The organism is Escherichia coli DSM 30083 = JCM 1649 = ATCC 11775 (assembly GCF_003697165.2).
In the GTDB taxonomy this organism is placed as follows: domain Bacteria; phylum Pseudomonadota; class Gammaproteobacteria; order Enterobacterales; family Enterobacteriaceae; genus Escherichia; species Escherichia coli.
Genome location: NZ_CP033092.2, coordinates 2,801,979 through 2,817,247 on the forward strand (window position 1 = coordinate 2,801,979; position 15,269 = coordinate 2,817,247).

Below are 15,269 nucleotides of genomic sequence, written 5' to 3' on the forward strand. Positions count from 1 at the left end.
ATCCGCCTTATGAAAATCTTATTCTCTTCGCAGGAGGCGGAATACGCCCAGCACCAGGATAGCGCCCACCACCGCCACCAGGAAGCTGTGCAAATTAAAACCGCTGATGGAGCCGCCAATGCCAAACATGGTCGCCAGCCAGCCGCCGACCACCGCACCGACTATCCCAAGAATACAGGTCAGGAAAAATCCACCACCATCACGTCCCGGCATGATTAGCTTGGCGATTATGCCGGCTATCAGGCCAAAAATAATCCAGGCAATAATTCCCATGTTCAGGCCCTCGTTTCGATGAATCGGACGCAAGAAATGCTTACGTCAACGCTCTAAGTATAGGCAAGGGCGGAATCGATGCTGGGCGTATGTCGGCTGATTTAAGAACAACATGTAAAAAATATTCGCGCATTTGTATTAAGTTTTGTTAACTGTGACCGATAAACCAAAGACAGTTTGTCAGTCAGGAGTTTTTCCGCGTGAGTCATTACCATGAGCAGTTCCTGAAACAAAATCTGTTAGCCGTCCTGGGCGTGTTACGCGATTTGCACAAAGCCGCAATTCCTTTGCGTATCAGTTGGAATGGCGGGCAGCTGATCAGCAAAATACTGGTAATAACCCCGGATAAACTGGTGCTGGATTTCGGCAGTCAGGCCGAAGATAACAACGCTGTGTTAAAGGCGCAGCATATTACCATTACCGCCGAAACCCAGGGCGCGAAAGTCGAGTTTACTGTTGAACAACTACAGCAGAGTGAATACTTGCAGCTTCCGGCATTTATTACCGTACCGCCTCCCACCTTGTGGTTTGTACAACGACGCCGATATTTCCGCATCTCCGCCCCACTCCATCCGCCTTATTTTTGCCAGACCAAACTGGCGGATAACAGTACGTTACGTTTCCGCCTGCATGATTTGTCGTTAGGCGGCATGGGCGCATTACTGGAAACAGCAAAGCCTGCCGAATTACACGAAGGCATGCGCTTCGCTCAGATTGAAGTCAACATGGGGCAATGGGGTGTTTTTCACTTTGACGCCCAGTTAATCTCCATCAGCGAGCGCAAAGTGATTGATGGCAAAAATGAAACCATCACCACTCCCCGTCTGAGCTTCCGTTTTCTTAACGTCAGCCCGACGGTGGAGCGGCAATTACAGCGGATTATTTTCTCTCTCGAGCGAGAAGCCCGGGAGAAAGCGGACAAAGTGCGCGACTGATTTACATCGCGTCCAGTGCCTGCTCAAGTTTGTAGATATAGCGCGGAGCCTGCGGCGCAGGATGATTTCGCGCTACGTGATCGAGGAACTCATCAGCATCCAGATCGTTGATTTTGCTGATCGCCTTTTTCCGATCTGACGAGAAAGTCCGTAGCAGCGCACCTGCCCCGTTAGCGTATGACACCACCAGCGCATATTGCAGTACCTTCGGATCTTCAATGCCTGCCAGCGGGCCGGTTTCCAGAATATTCAGGTAAGCCGCCCCCATTGAAATATTACGCTCCGGATTTTTCAGCTCGCTGGTCGTCGGCTCACCACTCCAGCCCATACGACGATATACATCACGTCCGGAGGTTGAAGCTTTTATCTGCATCAAACCAATGGCATTCGATTTACTCACCGCGTTCGGATTACCACCCGATTCGATAGCGATAATCGCCGTGATCAATTGTGGATCGACGCCCCAGGCTGCACCGGCTTTCTGGCTTATTGGCATCCACTGCATCGCACGTTGCACCGGAACTTTCGCGTTCCACGGCGGGTTCGTATAGTCATGCTTTGATGAACAACCCGCTAATAACACAATCAAAAAGGCAAACCATCTCAATTTCACTTCTTCTATCCTTATAGCCTGGAATCGCCGTTGAGGTGACAACGGCACACCTAAGCGGCATGATATACATTTCGTTTCTGTTGTCAGCAAGGAATTGCCATGTCTCTGTTTCACTTAATTGCCCCATCGGGTTACTGCATTAAACAGCACGCCGCGCTGCGTGGTATCCAGCGCCTTACCGACGCGGGGCATCAGGTCAATAACGTCGAGGTTATTGCCCGTCGTTGTGAGCGTTTTGCGGGTACGGAAACGGAGCGTCTGGAAGATCTCAATTCTCTTGCCAGACTGACTACCCCCAACACCATCGTGCTGTCTGTACGCGGCGGTTACGGTGCCAGTCGTTTACTGGCAGATATTGACTGGCAGGCACTGGTGGCTCGCCAACAACATGACCCGTTACTCATTTGCGGACATAGCGATTTTACCGCCATTCAGTGCGGTCTTCTGGCGCAAGGCAATGTCATCACCTTTAGCGGCCCCATGCTGGTAGCAAACTTTGGCGCGGATGAACTAAATGCCTTTACCGAGCACCACTTCTGGCTGGCGTTACGCAATAAAACGTTCACCATTGAATGGCAAGGGGAAGGCCCGACATGTCAGACCGAAGGCACGCTGTGGGGAGGCAATCTTGCGATGCTGATTTCACTGATTGGTACACCGTGGATGCCAAAAATTGAGAACGGTATTCTGGTGCTGGAAGATATTAACGAGCACCCTTTCCGCGTCGAACGTATGCTGTTGCAGCTCTATCATGCTGGAATTTTGCCACGTCAGAAGGCGATTATTCTCGGTAGCTTTAGCGGCAGCACGCCTAATGATTATGACGCAGGTTACAACCTGGAGTCAGTGTACGCGTTTTTGCGTTCCCGCCTGTCGATTCCACTCATTACCGGCCTCGATTTTGGTCATGAACAACGCACGGTTACGCTGCCGTTGGGCGCACATGCCATTCTGAATAACACCCAGGAAGGCACTCAGTTGACGATTAGCGGTCATCCTGTTCTTAAAATGTAAAAAAATCACGCTTCAGGGCTAAGTAAAACGCTGTCTCTGCCGCTAATATGGTAGGGTTTATATAAGAGACAGCGTAATCAGGAGTAACCGACCGTTGGATGCCACAACAATAATTAGCCTTTTCATCTTAGGATCCATCCTTGTCACCAGCAGTATTTTACTTAGTTCATTTTCTTCCCGTCTTGGCATTCCCATTCTGGTTATTTTTCTGGCGATCGGCATGCTGGCGGGGGTTGATGGCGTCGGCGGTATCCCGTTTGATAATTATCCCTTCGCCTACATGGTAAGTAACCTGGCGCTGGCGATTATTTTGCTCGACGGCGGGATGCGCACTCAGGCCAGTTCCTTTCGTGTGGCGTTAGGACCGGCACTGTCGCTGGCGACGCTGGGCGTGCTTATCACCTCTGGTTTAACCGGCATGATGGCGGCGTGGCTGTTTAATCTTGATTTGATTGAAGGATTATTAATCGGCGCTATCGTCGGCTCCACCGATGCTGCAGCGGTCTTTTCTCTGCTGGGTGGTAAGGGGCTTAACGAACGTGTTGGCTCGACGCTGGAAATTGAATCCGGCAGTAATGATCCAATGGCGGTCTTTCTGACGATTACCCTGATTGCGATGATCCAGCAGCATGAAAGCAGTGTCAGCTGGATGTTCGTGGTCGATATTCTGCAGCAATTTGGCCTCGGGATTGTCATCGGGCTTGGCGGTGGTTATTTACTGCTGCAAATGATTAATCGCATCGCCCTGCCCGCCGGATTATATCCATTGCTGGCATTAAGCGGCGGTATTTTAATTTTTGCTTTAACCACGGCGCTGGAAGGCAGCGGTATTCTGGCTGTTTATCTGTGCGGTTTTCTGCTGGGTAATCGGCCGATTCGCAACCGCTACGGCATCCTGCAAAATTTCGACGGCCTCGCCTGGCTGGCGCAAATCGCCATGTTCCTGGTGCTGGGGCTATTGGTTAACCCAAGCGATCTGCTGCCTATTGCCATTCCGGCGCTCATTTTGTCCGCATGGATGATTTTCTTCGCCCGTCCTCTTTCGGTATTTGCCGGATTGCTACCGTTCCGTGGCTTCAATCTGCGTGAGCGCGTGTTTATCAGCTGGGTAGGATTACGCGGCGCGGTGCCGATTATTCTGGCTGTGTTCCCGATGATGGCGGGGCTGGAGAATGCGCGACTGTTCTTTAATGTCGCCTTCTTTGTGGTCCTGGTTTCACTGCTATTGCAGGGAACATCACTCTCGTGGGCGGCGAAAAAAGCCAAAGTGGTCGTTCCGCCAGTGGGACGTCCGGTGTCACGCGTTGGCCTGGATATTCATCCGGAAAATCCGTGGGAGCAGTTTGTTTATCAATTGAGTGCCGATAAATGGTGCGTGGGCGCGGCACTGCGTGATTTGCATATGCCAAAAGAGACGCGTATTGCGGCACTGTTTCGTGATAACCAGTTGCTTCATCCCACCGGCAGCACCCGACTGCGCGAAGGCGATGTGTTGTGTGTAATTGGTCGGGAACGCGATCTCCCGGCGCTCGGTAAACTGTTCAGCCAGTCGCCGCCGGTCGCGCTGGATCAACGCTTCTTTGGTGACTTCATTCTCGAAGCCAGCGCCAAATATGCTGATGTGGCGCTGATATATGGCCTGGAAGACGGGCGAGAATATCGCGATAAGCAGCAAACGCTGGGTGAAATCGTCCAGCAGTTGTTAGGCGCAGCACCGGTTGTCGGTGACCAGGTAGAGTTTGCCGGGATGATCTGGACGGTGGCCGAGAAAGAAGATAATGAAGTGTTGAAGATTGGTGTTCGGGTAGCGGAGGAAGAAGCCGAATCTTAAGTTTAATGTGTTTTGTAACGCTGGATACGACGCTGGTCGCATCCAGCGATAACAAGTTACACCGTCACAACCGGGACGCGTAACGCCAGCGCGCACATCAACTCATAGCCTACCGTTCCGGCAGCGGCGGCGACATCATCAATTTTGATCTCCTTGCCCCACAGCTCAACTGGCGTACCAATACCCGCTTGCGGGCAAGGCGTTAAATCGACCGCCAGCATATCCATCGAGACTGTCCCCACCGTCATGGTGCGAACGCCGTCCACTAAAACAGGGGTACCGGTAGGCGCGTGGCGCGGATAACCGTCGGCGTATCCTGCGGCGACAATGCCGATTCGCTGTTCATCGCGCGCAGTATAGCGACCGCCGTAGCCCACACGCTCGCCCGCTTTTAGCGTCTGGACACCAATAATCTCACTGCTTAGCGTCATCACCGGACGTAATCCGGTATTGGCGATATCACGCCACTGACCGGACGGCGAAGCGCCATACAAAATAATGCCAGGCCGAACCCAGTCAAAATGCGCTTCCGGGTGCCACAGAGTCGCCGCCGAATTGGACAACGAACGCCGACACTCCAGCCCTTCCGCCGCCTGCTCAATACGCGCCATCGCGCCGGAAATTCCATCAGGATGTTCCGCTTCGGCAAAATGTGACATCAGGGTCATTTCGCCAACATTCGCCATCGCCCGCAACTGCTGCCAGACGGTAAGCACGCGATCGGGCTGGAAGCCCAACCGATTCATTCCACTGTTCACTTTAAGATAAATATCCAACGGTGCTTTTAGCCGCGCATTTTGCAGTGCTTTGAGCTGCCAGTTGCTGTGTACGCAGGTGGTCAGGCGGTGCTGGTCATAAATCTCCAGATCCTGAGCATGGAAAAATCCTTCCAGCATCAGGATCGGTCCTTTCCAGCCGCGCTCACGTAACGTTATTGCCTCTTCCAGGTTAAGCAATGCAAAGCCATCGGTAGCCCCGATCGCGCTCCAGATACGCTCAATACCGTGCCCGTAAGCGTTCGCTTTTACCACCGACCAGACGCGCGCGCGCGGCGCGGCCTGGCGGACAATGGACAGATTCTGTTTTAATGCCTGCAGATCGAGGCTGGCCTGTATCGGACGGGTCATCTCGTTTCCTTAGCTGTGTGCGCCATGTAAATGGCCCGGGCGTAATGGCGTAAATCCACGGCTGTAGCGCGCTACGCTTAGATCTTCATACGGGATCGCTGGCGTGCGCCCCGAGAGCAGATCGCTTAACAACTGACCGGAACCGCAAGCCATCGTCCAGCCGAGCGTGCCGTGACCGGTATTCAGCCACAGATTTTTAAAGCGTGTACGCCCGACAACCGGCGTGCCGTCTGGCGTCATCGGGCGCAGGCCAGTCCAGAAAGTCGCCTGCTCAACATGACCGCCGCGTGGATAGAGATCGCGAACCACCATCTCCAGCGTTTCACGACGCGGTTGCAACAGCTCGGTGTTAAAGCCAACAATTTCCGCCATTCCGCCAACACGAATGCGGTTATCGAAACGGGTAATGGCGATTTTGTAGGTTTCATCAAGGATAGTAGACACCGGCGCACCATCTTCCTGCGCAATCGGAATAGTCAGCGAGTAGCCTTTCAGCGGATACACCGGAATATCAACAATGCCTTTGAGCATCGCCGTCGAGTAAGAACCAAACGCCATCACATACGCATCGGCCTTAATCACTTCATCACCACACTTCACGCCGTAGATTTGCTCGCCGTCGCAAAGCAGTTGGTCAACGGGCGTATTAAAGCGGAATTTAACCCCCGCCTGCTCCGCCATCCGCGCCAGATTCTGGGTAAACAGCTGGCAGTCTCCGGTTTCATCATTGGGCAGTTGCAGGCCGCCCGTCAGTTTGTGCGCCACTTCTGCCAGCGCGGGCTCCACTTCCGCCAGGCGGCTGGATTCCAGCAGCTGATACGGTACGCCGGCATCTTCCAGCACGGCGATATCGCGGGTCGCGTTTTCATACTGTTGTTCGGTACGGAACAGTTGCAGCGTCCCACCCTGACGCCCTTCATACTGAATATTGGTTTCGGCGCGCAATGCTTTCAGGCAATCACGGCTGTATTCCGCCAGACGCACCATCCGCCCTTTGTTTTCCATATAGTGGCTGGTGTCGCAGTTACGTAACATTTGCCACATCCATTTCAACTGGAACTGCGTACCGTCGAGACGAACCGCCAGCGGCGCATGGCGCTGGAACATCCATTTAATCGCTTTTAAAGGCACACCTGGTGCCGCCCACGGTGCAGCATATCCGGGGGAGATTTGCCCTGCATTCGCGGCACTGGTTTCCAGGGCGGCCCCCGGCTCCCGATCAATGACGGTGACCTCATGTCCTGCCTGATTTAAGTACCAGGCGCTGGCAACGCCTACCACACCACTTCCCAGTATGACAACTCGCATAGCCACTCCGATAACGGTAGATACAGTAAAAGAACAATAATCTAATTACATCTTGATAACTCAGTTGAAAATATTATTCAACATACAGCTTTTTTATGGTGAGCTGGCTCACATCTCCCTGACTCTGCGGCAATATGGCGTCTTTAGTATCTCCTGCTGAACGCCCTTTTTATCCAGCATAAAATTCCGTTCAGAAGCGGATTAGTGGCACTCTGATAATAAGAAATCGCAAAGAAAAAAATTCTCCGGCGACGCGGTTTTTAACAGGTGTTCTATGCTTGAAATGAGGTGCTCCACACAGAGAGCGCCGACAACAATGAGGTGCGCGTATGGCGACGATCGATTCTATGAATAAGGACACCACACGTTTGAGCGATGGACCCGACTGGACGTTCGACCTGCTGGATGTTTATCTGGCAGAGATAGACCGGGTGGCGAAACTCTACCGGCTGGATACCTACCCGCACCAGATTGAAGTGATAACCTCAGAACAGATGATGGATGCCTACTCCAGCGTCGGCATGCCAATTAACTATCCGCACTGGTCATTCGGTAAAAAGTTTATCGAGACTGAACGGCTGTATAAGCACGGTCAGCAAGGACTAGCCTATGAAATCGTCATTAACTCTAACCCGTGTATCGCTTACCTGATGGAAGAGAACACCATTACCATGCAAGCGCTGGTGATGGCTCATGCCTGCTATGGGCATAACTCTTTCTTCAAAAACAATTACTTATTCCGTAGCTGGACCGACGCCAGTTCGATTGTCGATTATCTGATTTTTGCCCGTAAATATATTACCGAGTGCGAAGAGCGTTATGGCGTTGATGAAGTAGAACGGCTTCTGGACTCGTGCCACGCGCTGATGAACTACGGCGTGGACCGGTACAAACGCCCGCAAAAAATCTCGCTGCAAGAAGAGAAAGCCCGGCAGAAGAGTCGCGAAGAGTATCTGCAAAGTCAGGTCAATATGCTCTGGCGTACCCTGCCGAAGCGCGAGGAAGAGAAAACGGTTGCTGAAGCGCGCCGCTATCCGTCCGAACCACAAGAAAACCTGCTCTATTTTATGGAGAAAAATGCGCCACTGCTGGAATCATGGCAGCGTGAAATCCTGCGTATTGTGCGTAAGGTGAGCCAGTATTTTTATCCGCAAAAACAGACTCAGGTGATGAACGAAGGCTGGGCGACCTTCTGGCACTACACCATCCTTAACCATCTGTATGATGAAGGGAAAGTAACGGAACGTTTTATGCTGGAGTTTTTGCACAGCCACACCAATGTGGTCTTCCAGCCGCCCTATAACAGCCCGTGGTACAGCGGCATCAACCCGTATGCCCTCGGGTTTGCCATGTTCCAGGATATTAAACGGATTTGTCAGTCACCAACGGAAGAAGACAAATACTGGTTCCCGGATATCGCCGGTTCCGACTGGCTGGAAACGCTGCATTTCGCGATGCGTGATTTCAAAGATGAGAGTTTTATCAGCCAGTTCCTGTCACCGAAAGTGATGCGTGATTTCCGCTTCTTCACCGTGCTGGATGATGATCGGCATAATTATCTGGAGATTTCCGCTATTCATAATGAAGAAGGTTATCGGGAAATCCGTAACCGGTTATCGTCGCAATATAACTTAAGTAATCTGGAGCCGAATATTCAGATCTGGAACGTGGATTTGCGCGGCGACCGTTCGCTGACGCTGCGTTACATTCCACATAATCGCGCACCGCTGGATCGGGGGCGCAAAGAAGTGCTGAAGCATGTGCATCGCCTGTGGGGATTTGATGTGATGCTGGAACAGCAAAACGAAGACGGCAGCGTCGAGTTGCTGGAACGTTGCCCGCCGAGAATGGGAAATCTGTAAATAGTCCTCCTCGTTTGAGGAGGACTCATTTTTGCCGGATGCGGCGTAAATGCCTTATCCGGCCTACAAAGTATCGCAAATTCAATACATTGCAAAAAAACACGTAGGCCTGATAAGCGTAGCGCATCAGGCAATTATACGTTTGTCATCCGTCTGGAAGGATTATCGTCCCTGAATGGCTAAATCACCCGGCAGATTTTTCTGCATCCGGTGCCAAATCTCGCCACTCTCATGCCCATAGCGACGCACTGTTTCATATACCTGATCGTGTGCGCCTTCACTGCACAACGCCGACAGTTTGTGATAGAAGCCCAGCGCCAGACTGCGCGCTTCCGGATTGGCGAAATAGTGACGACCAATGCGCGTATACAGCCCTTTCATCCCGTTAAGGATCAGACCGTAAATCGGGTTGCCGGAAGCAAACGCCAGGCCGCGGAAAATGTTGTAATCCAGCTCGGCAAAGGCGTCGGCGTGATCGGCCACTTCATTAGCGGTTGCCAGCACTTCCTGCGCTTTATCGGGATGTTGACGAAACGCGGTGCGAATAAAAATAGTTGAAATATTGGTACGCACCGACAGCAAATTATCAATAAGTTGCGGCACACTTTCGTGGTCCAGTCGCGCCAGTGTTTCAAGGATATTTAAACCAGAGGTTTCCCAGAAATTATTCACCTTCGTCGGCTTGCCGTGTTGAATGGTCAACCAGCCATCTCGTGCCAGACGTTGTAACACTTCACGTAACGTAGTACGCGTTACGCCAATTAATTCTGAAAGTTCACGTTCTGCGGGCAAAATAGTCCCGGGAGGGAAGCGGTTATTCCAGATACTTTCAATAATGTACTCTTCCGCGAAACCCGCCGGGCTTTGCGCCTTAATGACCATAGTGAGATTTCCATAACACAGCAAAACAAAGTTGGACTCATCATACCAGAGGGCTAACTACGCTGATAGAAGACAAAAAGAAGAAAAAAGGGATCAAGGCTTCATTTTCTGCATCTCTTTCCCCTTGACTATCAAGACTTGCCTCACTCCTGTCTGACCGTTAAGCTTTGCGTTTAAACATAAAAACATCATTGATTATTTCTAAGGTAAGGGAAACCATCATGGAGATCTCCTGGGGCCGCGCACTATGGCGCAATTTTTTGGGACAGTCCCCCGACTGGTACAAACTCGCCCTCATCATTTTCTTAATCGTAAATCCGTTAATTTTCCTCATCAGCCCTTTCGTCGCTGGCTGGTTGCTGGTAGCGGAATTTATTTTCACTCTGGCGATGGCCCTGAAATGCTACCCGCTGCTCCCCGGTGGTCTGTTGGCTATCGAAGCGGTATTCATCGGCATGACCAGCGCGGAACATGTTCGTGAAGAAGTGGCGGCAAATCTTGAAGTCTTGCTGTTACTGATGTTTATGGTGGCGGGTATCTATTTTATGAAACAGCTGTTGTTGTTCATATTTACCCGTTTGCTGTTAAGTATTCGCTCCAAAATGCTGCTGTCGCTCTCTTTTTGCGTGGCGGCGGCGTTCCTCTCCGCGTTCCTCGATGCCTTAACCGTCGTGGCGGTGGTGATCAGCGTTGCAGTCGGTTTTTATGGTATTTATCACCGCGTAGCCTCTTCCCGTACTGAAGATACCGACCTGCAAGACGATAGTCATATCGACAAGCATTACAAAGTGGTTCTGGAACAGTTCCGTGGCTTTCTGCGTAGTCTGATGATGCATGCCGGTGTCGGCACCGCATTAGGCGGCGTGATGACCATGGTGGGCGAACCACAAAACCTGATCATCGCTAAAGCGGCTGGCTGGCATTTTGGCGATTTCTTCCTGCGCATGTCGCCGGTGACCGTCCCGGTTCTGATTTGTGGCCTGTTAACCTGCCTGCTGGTAGAGAAGCTGCGTTGGTTTGGCTACGGTGAAACGCTGCCGGAGAAAGTCCGCGAAGTGCTGCAACAGTTTGACGATCAAAGCCGTCTCCAGCGTACACGTCAGGACAAAATTCGTCTGATTGTGCAGGCGATTATCGGCGTCTGGCTGGTCACCGCGCTGGCACTACATCTGGCAGAAGTCGGTTTGATTGGTTTGTCGGTCATTATTCTGGCGACATCATTGACCGGTGTTACCGATGAACATGCTATCGGTAAAGCCTTCACCGAATCTCTGCCATTCACCGCACTGTTGACGGTGTTTTTCTCAGTAGTCGCGGTGATTATCGACCAACAACTGTTTTCGCCGATTATTCAGTTTGTGTTGCAGGCATCTGAACATGCTCAGCTGTCGTTGTTCTATATTTTCAACGGTCTGCTGTCATCCATTTCGGATAACGTCTTCGTGGGGACGATTTATATCAACGAAGCGAAAGCGGCAATGAAAAGTGGCGCTATCACGTTGAAGCAATATGAGCTGCTGGCGGTCGCCATTAATACCGGTACCAATCTGCCCTCCGTCGCTACGCCGAACGGTCAGGCTGCGTTCCTGTTCCTGCTGACCTCTGCACTCGCGCCATTGATTCGTCTCTCTTATGGCCGCATGGTGTGGATGGCCCTGCCTTACACCCTCGTCCTGACACTCGTCGGGCTGCTCTGCGTCGAGTTTACGCTTGCTCCTGTAACCGAATGGTTTATGCAAATGGGCTGGATAGCAACGCTTTGATAACAACTTACCGGGCATATAAATGCCCGGTTTGCCTTTTCGCCCGATAATTGTCCAATTGCGTCCTATTTTTGCTGCCTCCTGGTGGCGCAGCGAATGAATTGGTTTAAACTGCGCACTCTATGCATATTGCAGGGAAATGATTATGTTGCGATTTTTGAACCAATGTTCACAAGGCCGGGGTGCATGGCTGTTGATGGCGTTTACTGCTCTGGCACTGGAACTGACGGCGCTGTGGTTCCAGCATGTGATGTTACTGAAACCTTGCGTGCTCTGTATTTATGAACGCTGCGCGTTATTCGGCGTTCTGGGTGCTGCGCTGATTGGCGCGATCGCCCCGAAAACTCCGCTGCGTTATGTAGCGATGGTTATCTGGTTGTATAGTGCGTTCCGCGGTGTGCAGTTAACTTACGAGCACACCATGCTTCAGCTCTATCCTTCGCCGTTTGCGACCTGTGATTTTATGGCTCGTTTCCCGGAATGGCTGCCGCTGGATAAATGGGTGCCGCAAGTGTTTGTCGCCTCTGGCGATTGCGCCGAGCGTCAGTGGGAATTTTTAGGTCTGGAAATGCCGCAGTGGCTGCTCGGTATTTTTATCGCTTACCTGATTGTCGCGGTGCTGGTGGTGATTTCCCAGCCGTTTAAAGCGAAAAAACGTGACCTGTTCGGTCGCTAATCCATTCGGCGCTCCTGCGGGAGCGCTTTTTCCTGCCGCTATGTTTATTTGACCCGCAGTAAATCAGAACTTCGCGTTGTATAACATGGTGAAAGCATGGCACGCTTCATCTGCCATTGTTGCTGGATCCCCTGCCCGGCAAAATAGAGTGTTCCTCTGCCCTCTTTAGCATTCAGCGTATCCATTACCGCCATCAATTGCTCACTCCCGGGGCGCGGTGCGTTGTCATCGAATAAATTGAGCTGCGCGACTCCCTGACTGAAGAAATCCCCCAGCATCACGCCCGCTTTTTGGTAGCAATGGCCCGCTTGCCAGATGGCATCCAGAGATCGCGTAGCGGCGTTAATGATATCCCTGCTGTCCTGAGTGGGCGTCAGCAGTTTTACCGATGCGCTATTGCCGTAATAAGGTTCATTGAACGCAAATGGTGACGTCTTAATAAACGTGGAGATAAACCGACAATATTGATGCTCGCTGCGAAGTTTTTCCGCCGCCCGGGCAGCGTAACTACAAATGGCCTGCCGCATCGACGGATAATCCGTGATGCGTTCACCAAACGAGCGGGAACAGATAATTTCCTGCTTCGTCGGTGCAAACTCTTCCAGTTGCAAACAGGGTTCACCGCGCAGTTCACGCACCGTTCTTTCGAGCACGACATTAAAATGTTTACGGATAAACCGGATATCTGAATCCGCCAAATCGAGAACGGTTTTGATCCCCATCGCGTCCAGTTTTTTGCTGATCCGCCGTCCAATCCCCCAGACTTCATCCACGGGGAGAGCAGACATTAATTTACGCTGGCGTTCCAGATTTGATAAATCCACCACCCCGCCCGTCTGCCGCTGCCATTTTTTTGCCGCATGATTGGCAAGCTTAGCCAGCGTTTTGGTCTGGGCGATCCCCACACCAACAGTAAGATGGGTACGTTGTAGCACCGTTGCGCAAATTTCTCTGCCAAAATCAGTCAGATCGCGATAATTATGCACACCTGTCAGATCGCAGAATGCCTCATCAATACTGTAAATCTCGACGCGGGGCGATAGTTCTTCCAGCGTCGACATCACCCGATTACTCATGTCTGCGTAAAGCTCATAATTGCTGCTAAAGCAAACCACGCCACAGCGACGAAACAGATCTTTTTGTTTGAACCAGGGATCGCCCATTTTAACGCCCAGCGCCTTTGCCTCAGCGTTTCGGGCGATAACGCAACCGTCATTATTCGATAGCACAACCACCGGTTTACCCCATAAATCAGGGCGAAACACCGTCTCACAGCTGGCATAAAACGCGTTTACATCACAGAGGGCAAACATCAGCGCATCGCCTTAACGACGTGGATCACCACACCAAAGACATCCAGCGTATCTTCGCTACTGATGGTAATGGGCGAGTACGCACTGTTCATAGGAGTAAGCTGTACCGTCGGGCGTAGTTGCAATTTTTTCACCGTAAACTCACCGTCAACAGCAGCGATGACAATATCACCATGGCTGGCGGTAATAGCGCTATCGACAATCAGTAAATCACCGTCACTAATCCCACCATCAATCATAGAATCACCACTTGCTTTGACGAAATAAGTCGCGCTGGGATGCTGGATCAACAGTTGATTCAGATCGATGCGCTGTTCAACGTAATCTGCGGCCGGTGAAGGAAAGCCACACTGAACAAGATCGCTAAATAGCGGAAAAGTCACAATTTCGCGGAGATCCGCAGGCTTGATAAACAACATAATAATCTGCCTGAAGTTATACTGTTTTTATATACAGTAGTCTGTTCTTATCAGCAGATCAATACTGATTCAGGCTATCAATATTTGTCGCTGCATAGACTGCTGATTTTTCGTTCTCTTATCCTGTGCTCACGCGGCCTTCTGGCGACAGCGTCCATCCAGCAGAAAGGAAAAATATCACCTGGTTTAAAATAGAATCGAAGCATTCGCCCAGAAAGGCATTCTCATTAAGGTACTGGATGACGGCATCAAGAAACTGTGTTCTATTGCTGCGGGCGTAGTTGAAGGGAAACTGATTCCAGAATTGAAGAACAAGTTAAAATCTGCGCAGAGTTTCTTTACCACCCTGTCTAACACGGTTAAACAAGCGAATAAAGATATCGATGCCGCCAAATTGAAATTAACTACCGAAATAGCCGCCATCGGGGTGATAAAAACGGAAACTGAAACAACCAGATTCTACGTTGATTATGATGATTTAATGCTTTCTTTACTAAAAGTAAGCGGCCAAAAAAATGATTAACACCTGTAATGAGTATCAGAAAAGACACGGTAAGAAGACACTCTTTGAGATACCTGAAGTCTGATAAGCGATTATTCTCTCTATGTACTCAAGGTATAAAGTTTATCACATTTAAAAATACAGACGTTTTTTAAAGATTGAGAGTTACCTGTTGATAATAAGGTATCGGGTAACTCTCATTATGACAGAGCGCTTTCAAAAACAGGGCTACGAAATGGCGAGCATCCAGACGTATATTAAGAAAGCCCCCATCAACATCTATTAAATTTATCACTGCGCCCAGTCAGGTTTATTTAAGATATGATCCTGCCAGTCAATCACTTCTGATTCTTTTACTGCGATATGACGCACAGAGATACGTTCACCATGCATTGCCGCTTTCGAACCAGTAAGTAGCGGATGCCACGCAGGTAAACCTTTACCTTCCGCCAGCAAACGATAAGCGCAGGTCATTGGCAGCCATTCGAATGTTGGCAGATTTTCACGGGTTAATTTAATGCAGTCGGGTTCAAACTCGAAACGACGTTCGTAGTTCCGACATTGACAGGTTTTAATATTGAGCTGGCGACAGGCGACGTTAGTGAAGTAGATTTCGTCGGTGTCTTCATCCATCAGTTTATGCAGGCAACACTGACCGCAACCATCACACAACGACTCCCATTCCGCATCGCTCATTTCGTCCAGGGTTTTACTTTGCCAGAAAGGTACATCGCTCATCAGGTGTTCCGCC

14 protein-coding genes and 1 pseudogene are annotated in these 15,269 nt (G+C 50.8%); 7 read left to right on the forward strand and 8 right to left on the reverse strand.

What is annotated here, in order from left to right; translation table 11 throughout:
• Positions 1-18 precede the first annotated feature (18 nt).
• Positions 19-273, reverse strand: coding sequence for a GlsB/YeaQ/YmgE family stress response membrane protein (gene ymgE, locus EAS44_RS14715; protein ID WP_000511315.1), 255 nt, complete (start codon positions 271-273; stop codon positions 19-21).
• 200 nt (positions 274-473) lie between these two features.
• Between ymgE and ycgR the strand changes: the two genes are divergently transcribed.
• Positions 474-1,208 carry a flagellar brake protein YcgR gene (ycgR, locus tag EAS44_RS14720; protein WP_000020122.1) on the forward strand — a complete coding sequence of 245 codons (735 nt, stop codon included), beginning with the start codon at positions 474-476 and terminating at the stop codon, positions 1,206-1,208.
• Between the two features lies 1 nt (position 1,209).
• Here ycgR and emtA read toward each other — a convergent pair whose 3' ends face one another.
• The gene (gene emtA, locus EAS44_RS14725) at positions 1,210-1,821 is read right to left on the reverse strand and encodes a membrane-bound lytic murein transglycosylase EmtA (protein WP_001295994.1); all 612 of its coding nucleotides are present in this window, start codon (positions 1,819-1,821) and stop codon (positions 1,210-1,212) included.
• A gap of 99 nt (positions 1,822-1,920) precedes the next feature.
• On the opposite strand from emtA, the gene ldcA reads away from it, so the two are divergent.
• Positions 1,921-2,835 (forward strand): muramoyltetrapeptide carboxypeptidase, encoded by a 915-nt coding sequence (ldcA, locus tag EAS44_RS14730; protein ID WP_000051575.1) that lies wholly within the window; start codon positions 1,921-1,923, stop codon positions 2,833-2,835.
• A gap of 94 nt (positions 2,836-2,929) precedes the next feature.
• Positions 2,930-4,666 carry a potassium/proton antiporter gene (gene cvrA, locus EAS44_RS14735; protein WP_000340206.1) on the forward strand — a complete coding sequence of 579 codons (1,737 nt, stop codon included), beginning with the start codon at positions 2,930-2,932 and terminating at the stop codon, positions 4,664-4,666.
• A 56-nt stretch (positions 4,667-4,722) separates the two neighbouring features.
• Here the strand turns inward: cvrA and dadX are convergent, their stop codons facing one another.
• Positions 4,723-5,793: a catabolic alanine racemase DadX gene (gene dadX / locus EAS44_RS14740; RefSeq protein WP_000197868.1), complete on the reverse strand. Its 1,071-nt coding sequence runs from the start codon at positions 5,791-5,793 to the stop codon at positions 4,723-4,725.
• Positions 5,794-5,802: 9 nt separating this feature from the next.
• Positions 5,803-7,101 carry a D-amino acid dehydrogenase gene (gene dadA / locus EAS44_RS14745; protein ID WP_001266907.1) on the reverse strand — a complete coding sequence of 433 codons (1,299 nt, stop codon included), beginning with the start codon at positions 7,099-7,101 and terminating at the stop codon, positions 5,803-5,805.
• A 329-nt stretch (positions 7,102-7,430) separates the two neighbouring features.
• Between dadA and ycgB the strand changes: the two genes are divergently transcribed.
• Entirely contained in the window at positions 7,431-8,963 is a 1,533-nt protein-coding gene (ycgB, locus tag EAS44_RS14750; protein WP_000190855.1) for a SpoVR family protein, read from the forward strand.
• 162 nt (positions 8,964-9,125) lie between these two features.
• On the opposite strand, the gene fadR is transcribed toward ycgB, so the two are convergent.
• The gene (fadR, locus tag EAS44_RS14755; RefSeq protein WP_000234823.1) at positions 9,126-9,845 is read right to left on the reverse strand and encodes a fatty acid metabolism transcriptional regulator FadR; all 720 of its coding nucleotides are present in this window, start codon (positions 9,843-9,845) and stop codon (positions 9,126-9,128) included.
• A gap of 221 nt (positions 9,846-10,066) precedes the next feature.
• On the opposite strand from fadR, the gene nhaB reads away from it, so the two are divergent.
• Both nhaB and dsbB read left to right on the forward strand, forming a co-directional pair.
• Positions 10,067-11,608, forward strand: a complete 1,542-nt coding sequence (nhaB, locus tag EAS44_RS14760; RefSeq protein WP_000406401.1) for a Na(+)/H(+) antiporter NhaB — start codon at positions 10,067-10,069, stop codon at positions 11,606-11,608.
• 145 nt (positions 11,609-11,753) lie between these two features.
• A complete protein-coding gene (gene dsbB, locus EAS44_RS14765) occupies positions 11,754-12,284 on the forward strand; it encodes a disulfide bond formation protein DsbB (RefSeq protein WP_000943452.1) in 531 nt (176 codons plus the stop codon).
• A gap of 44 nt (positions 12,285-12,328) precedes the next feature.
• Here the strand turns inward: dsbB and umuC are convergent, their stop codons facing one another.
• Positions 12,329-13,597 (reverse strand): DNA polymerase V catalytic protein, encoded by a 1,269-nt coding sequence (umuC, locus tag EAS44_RS14770; RefSeq protein WP_025857246.1) that lies wholly within the window; start codon positions 13,595-13,597, stop codon positions 12,329-12,331.
• Positions 13,597-14,016: a translesion error-prone DNA polymerase V autoproteolytic subunit gene (gene umuD, locus EAS44_RS14775; RefSeq protein WP_000897380.1), complete on the reverse strand. Its 420-nt coding sequence runs from the start codon at positions 14,014-14,016 to the stop codon at positions 13,597-13,599. The genes umuC and umuD overlap by 1 nt, the downstream gene beginning before the upstream one ends.
• Positions 14,017-14,275: 259 nt before the next feature.
• On the opposite strand from umuD, the pseudogene EAS44_RS14780 reads away from it, so the two are divergent.
• Positions 14,276-14,603: pseudogene (locus tag EAS44_RS14780) on the forward strand (hemolysin E); the annotation flags it as partial.
• A 206-nt stretch (positions 14,604-14,809) separates the two neighbouring features.
• Here the strand turns inward: EAS44_RS14780 and ycgN are convergent.
• Positions 14,810-15,256, reverse strand: coding sequence for a YcgN family cysteine cluster protein (ycgN, locus tag EAS44_RS14785; RefSeq protein WP_001339583.1), 447 nt, complete (start codon positions 15,254-15,256; stop codon positions 14,810-14,812).
• Positions 15,257-15,269 lie beyond the last annotated feature (13 nt).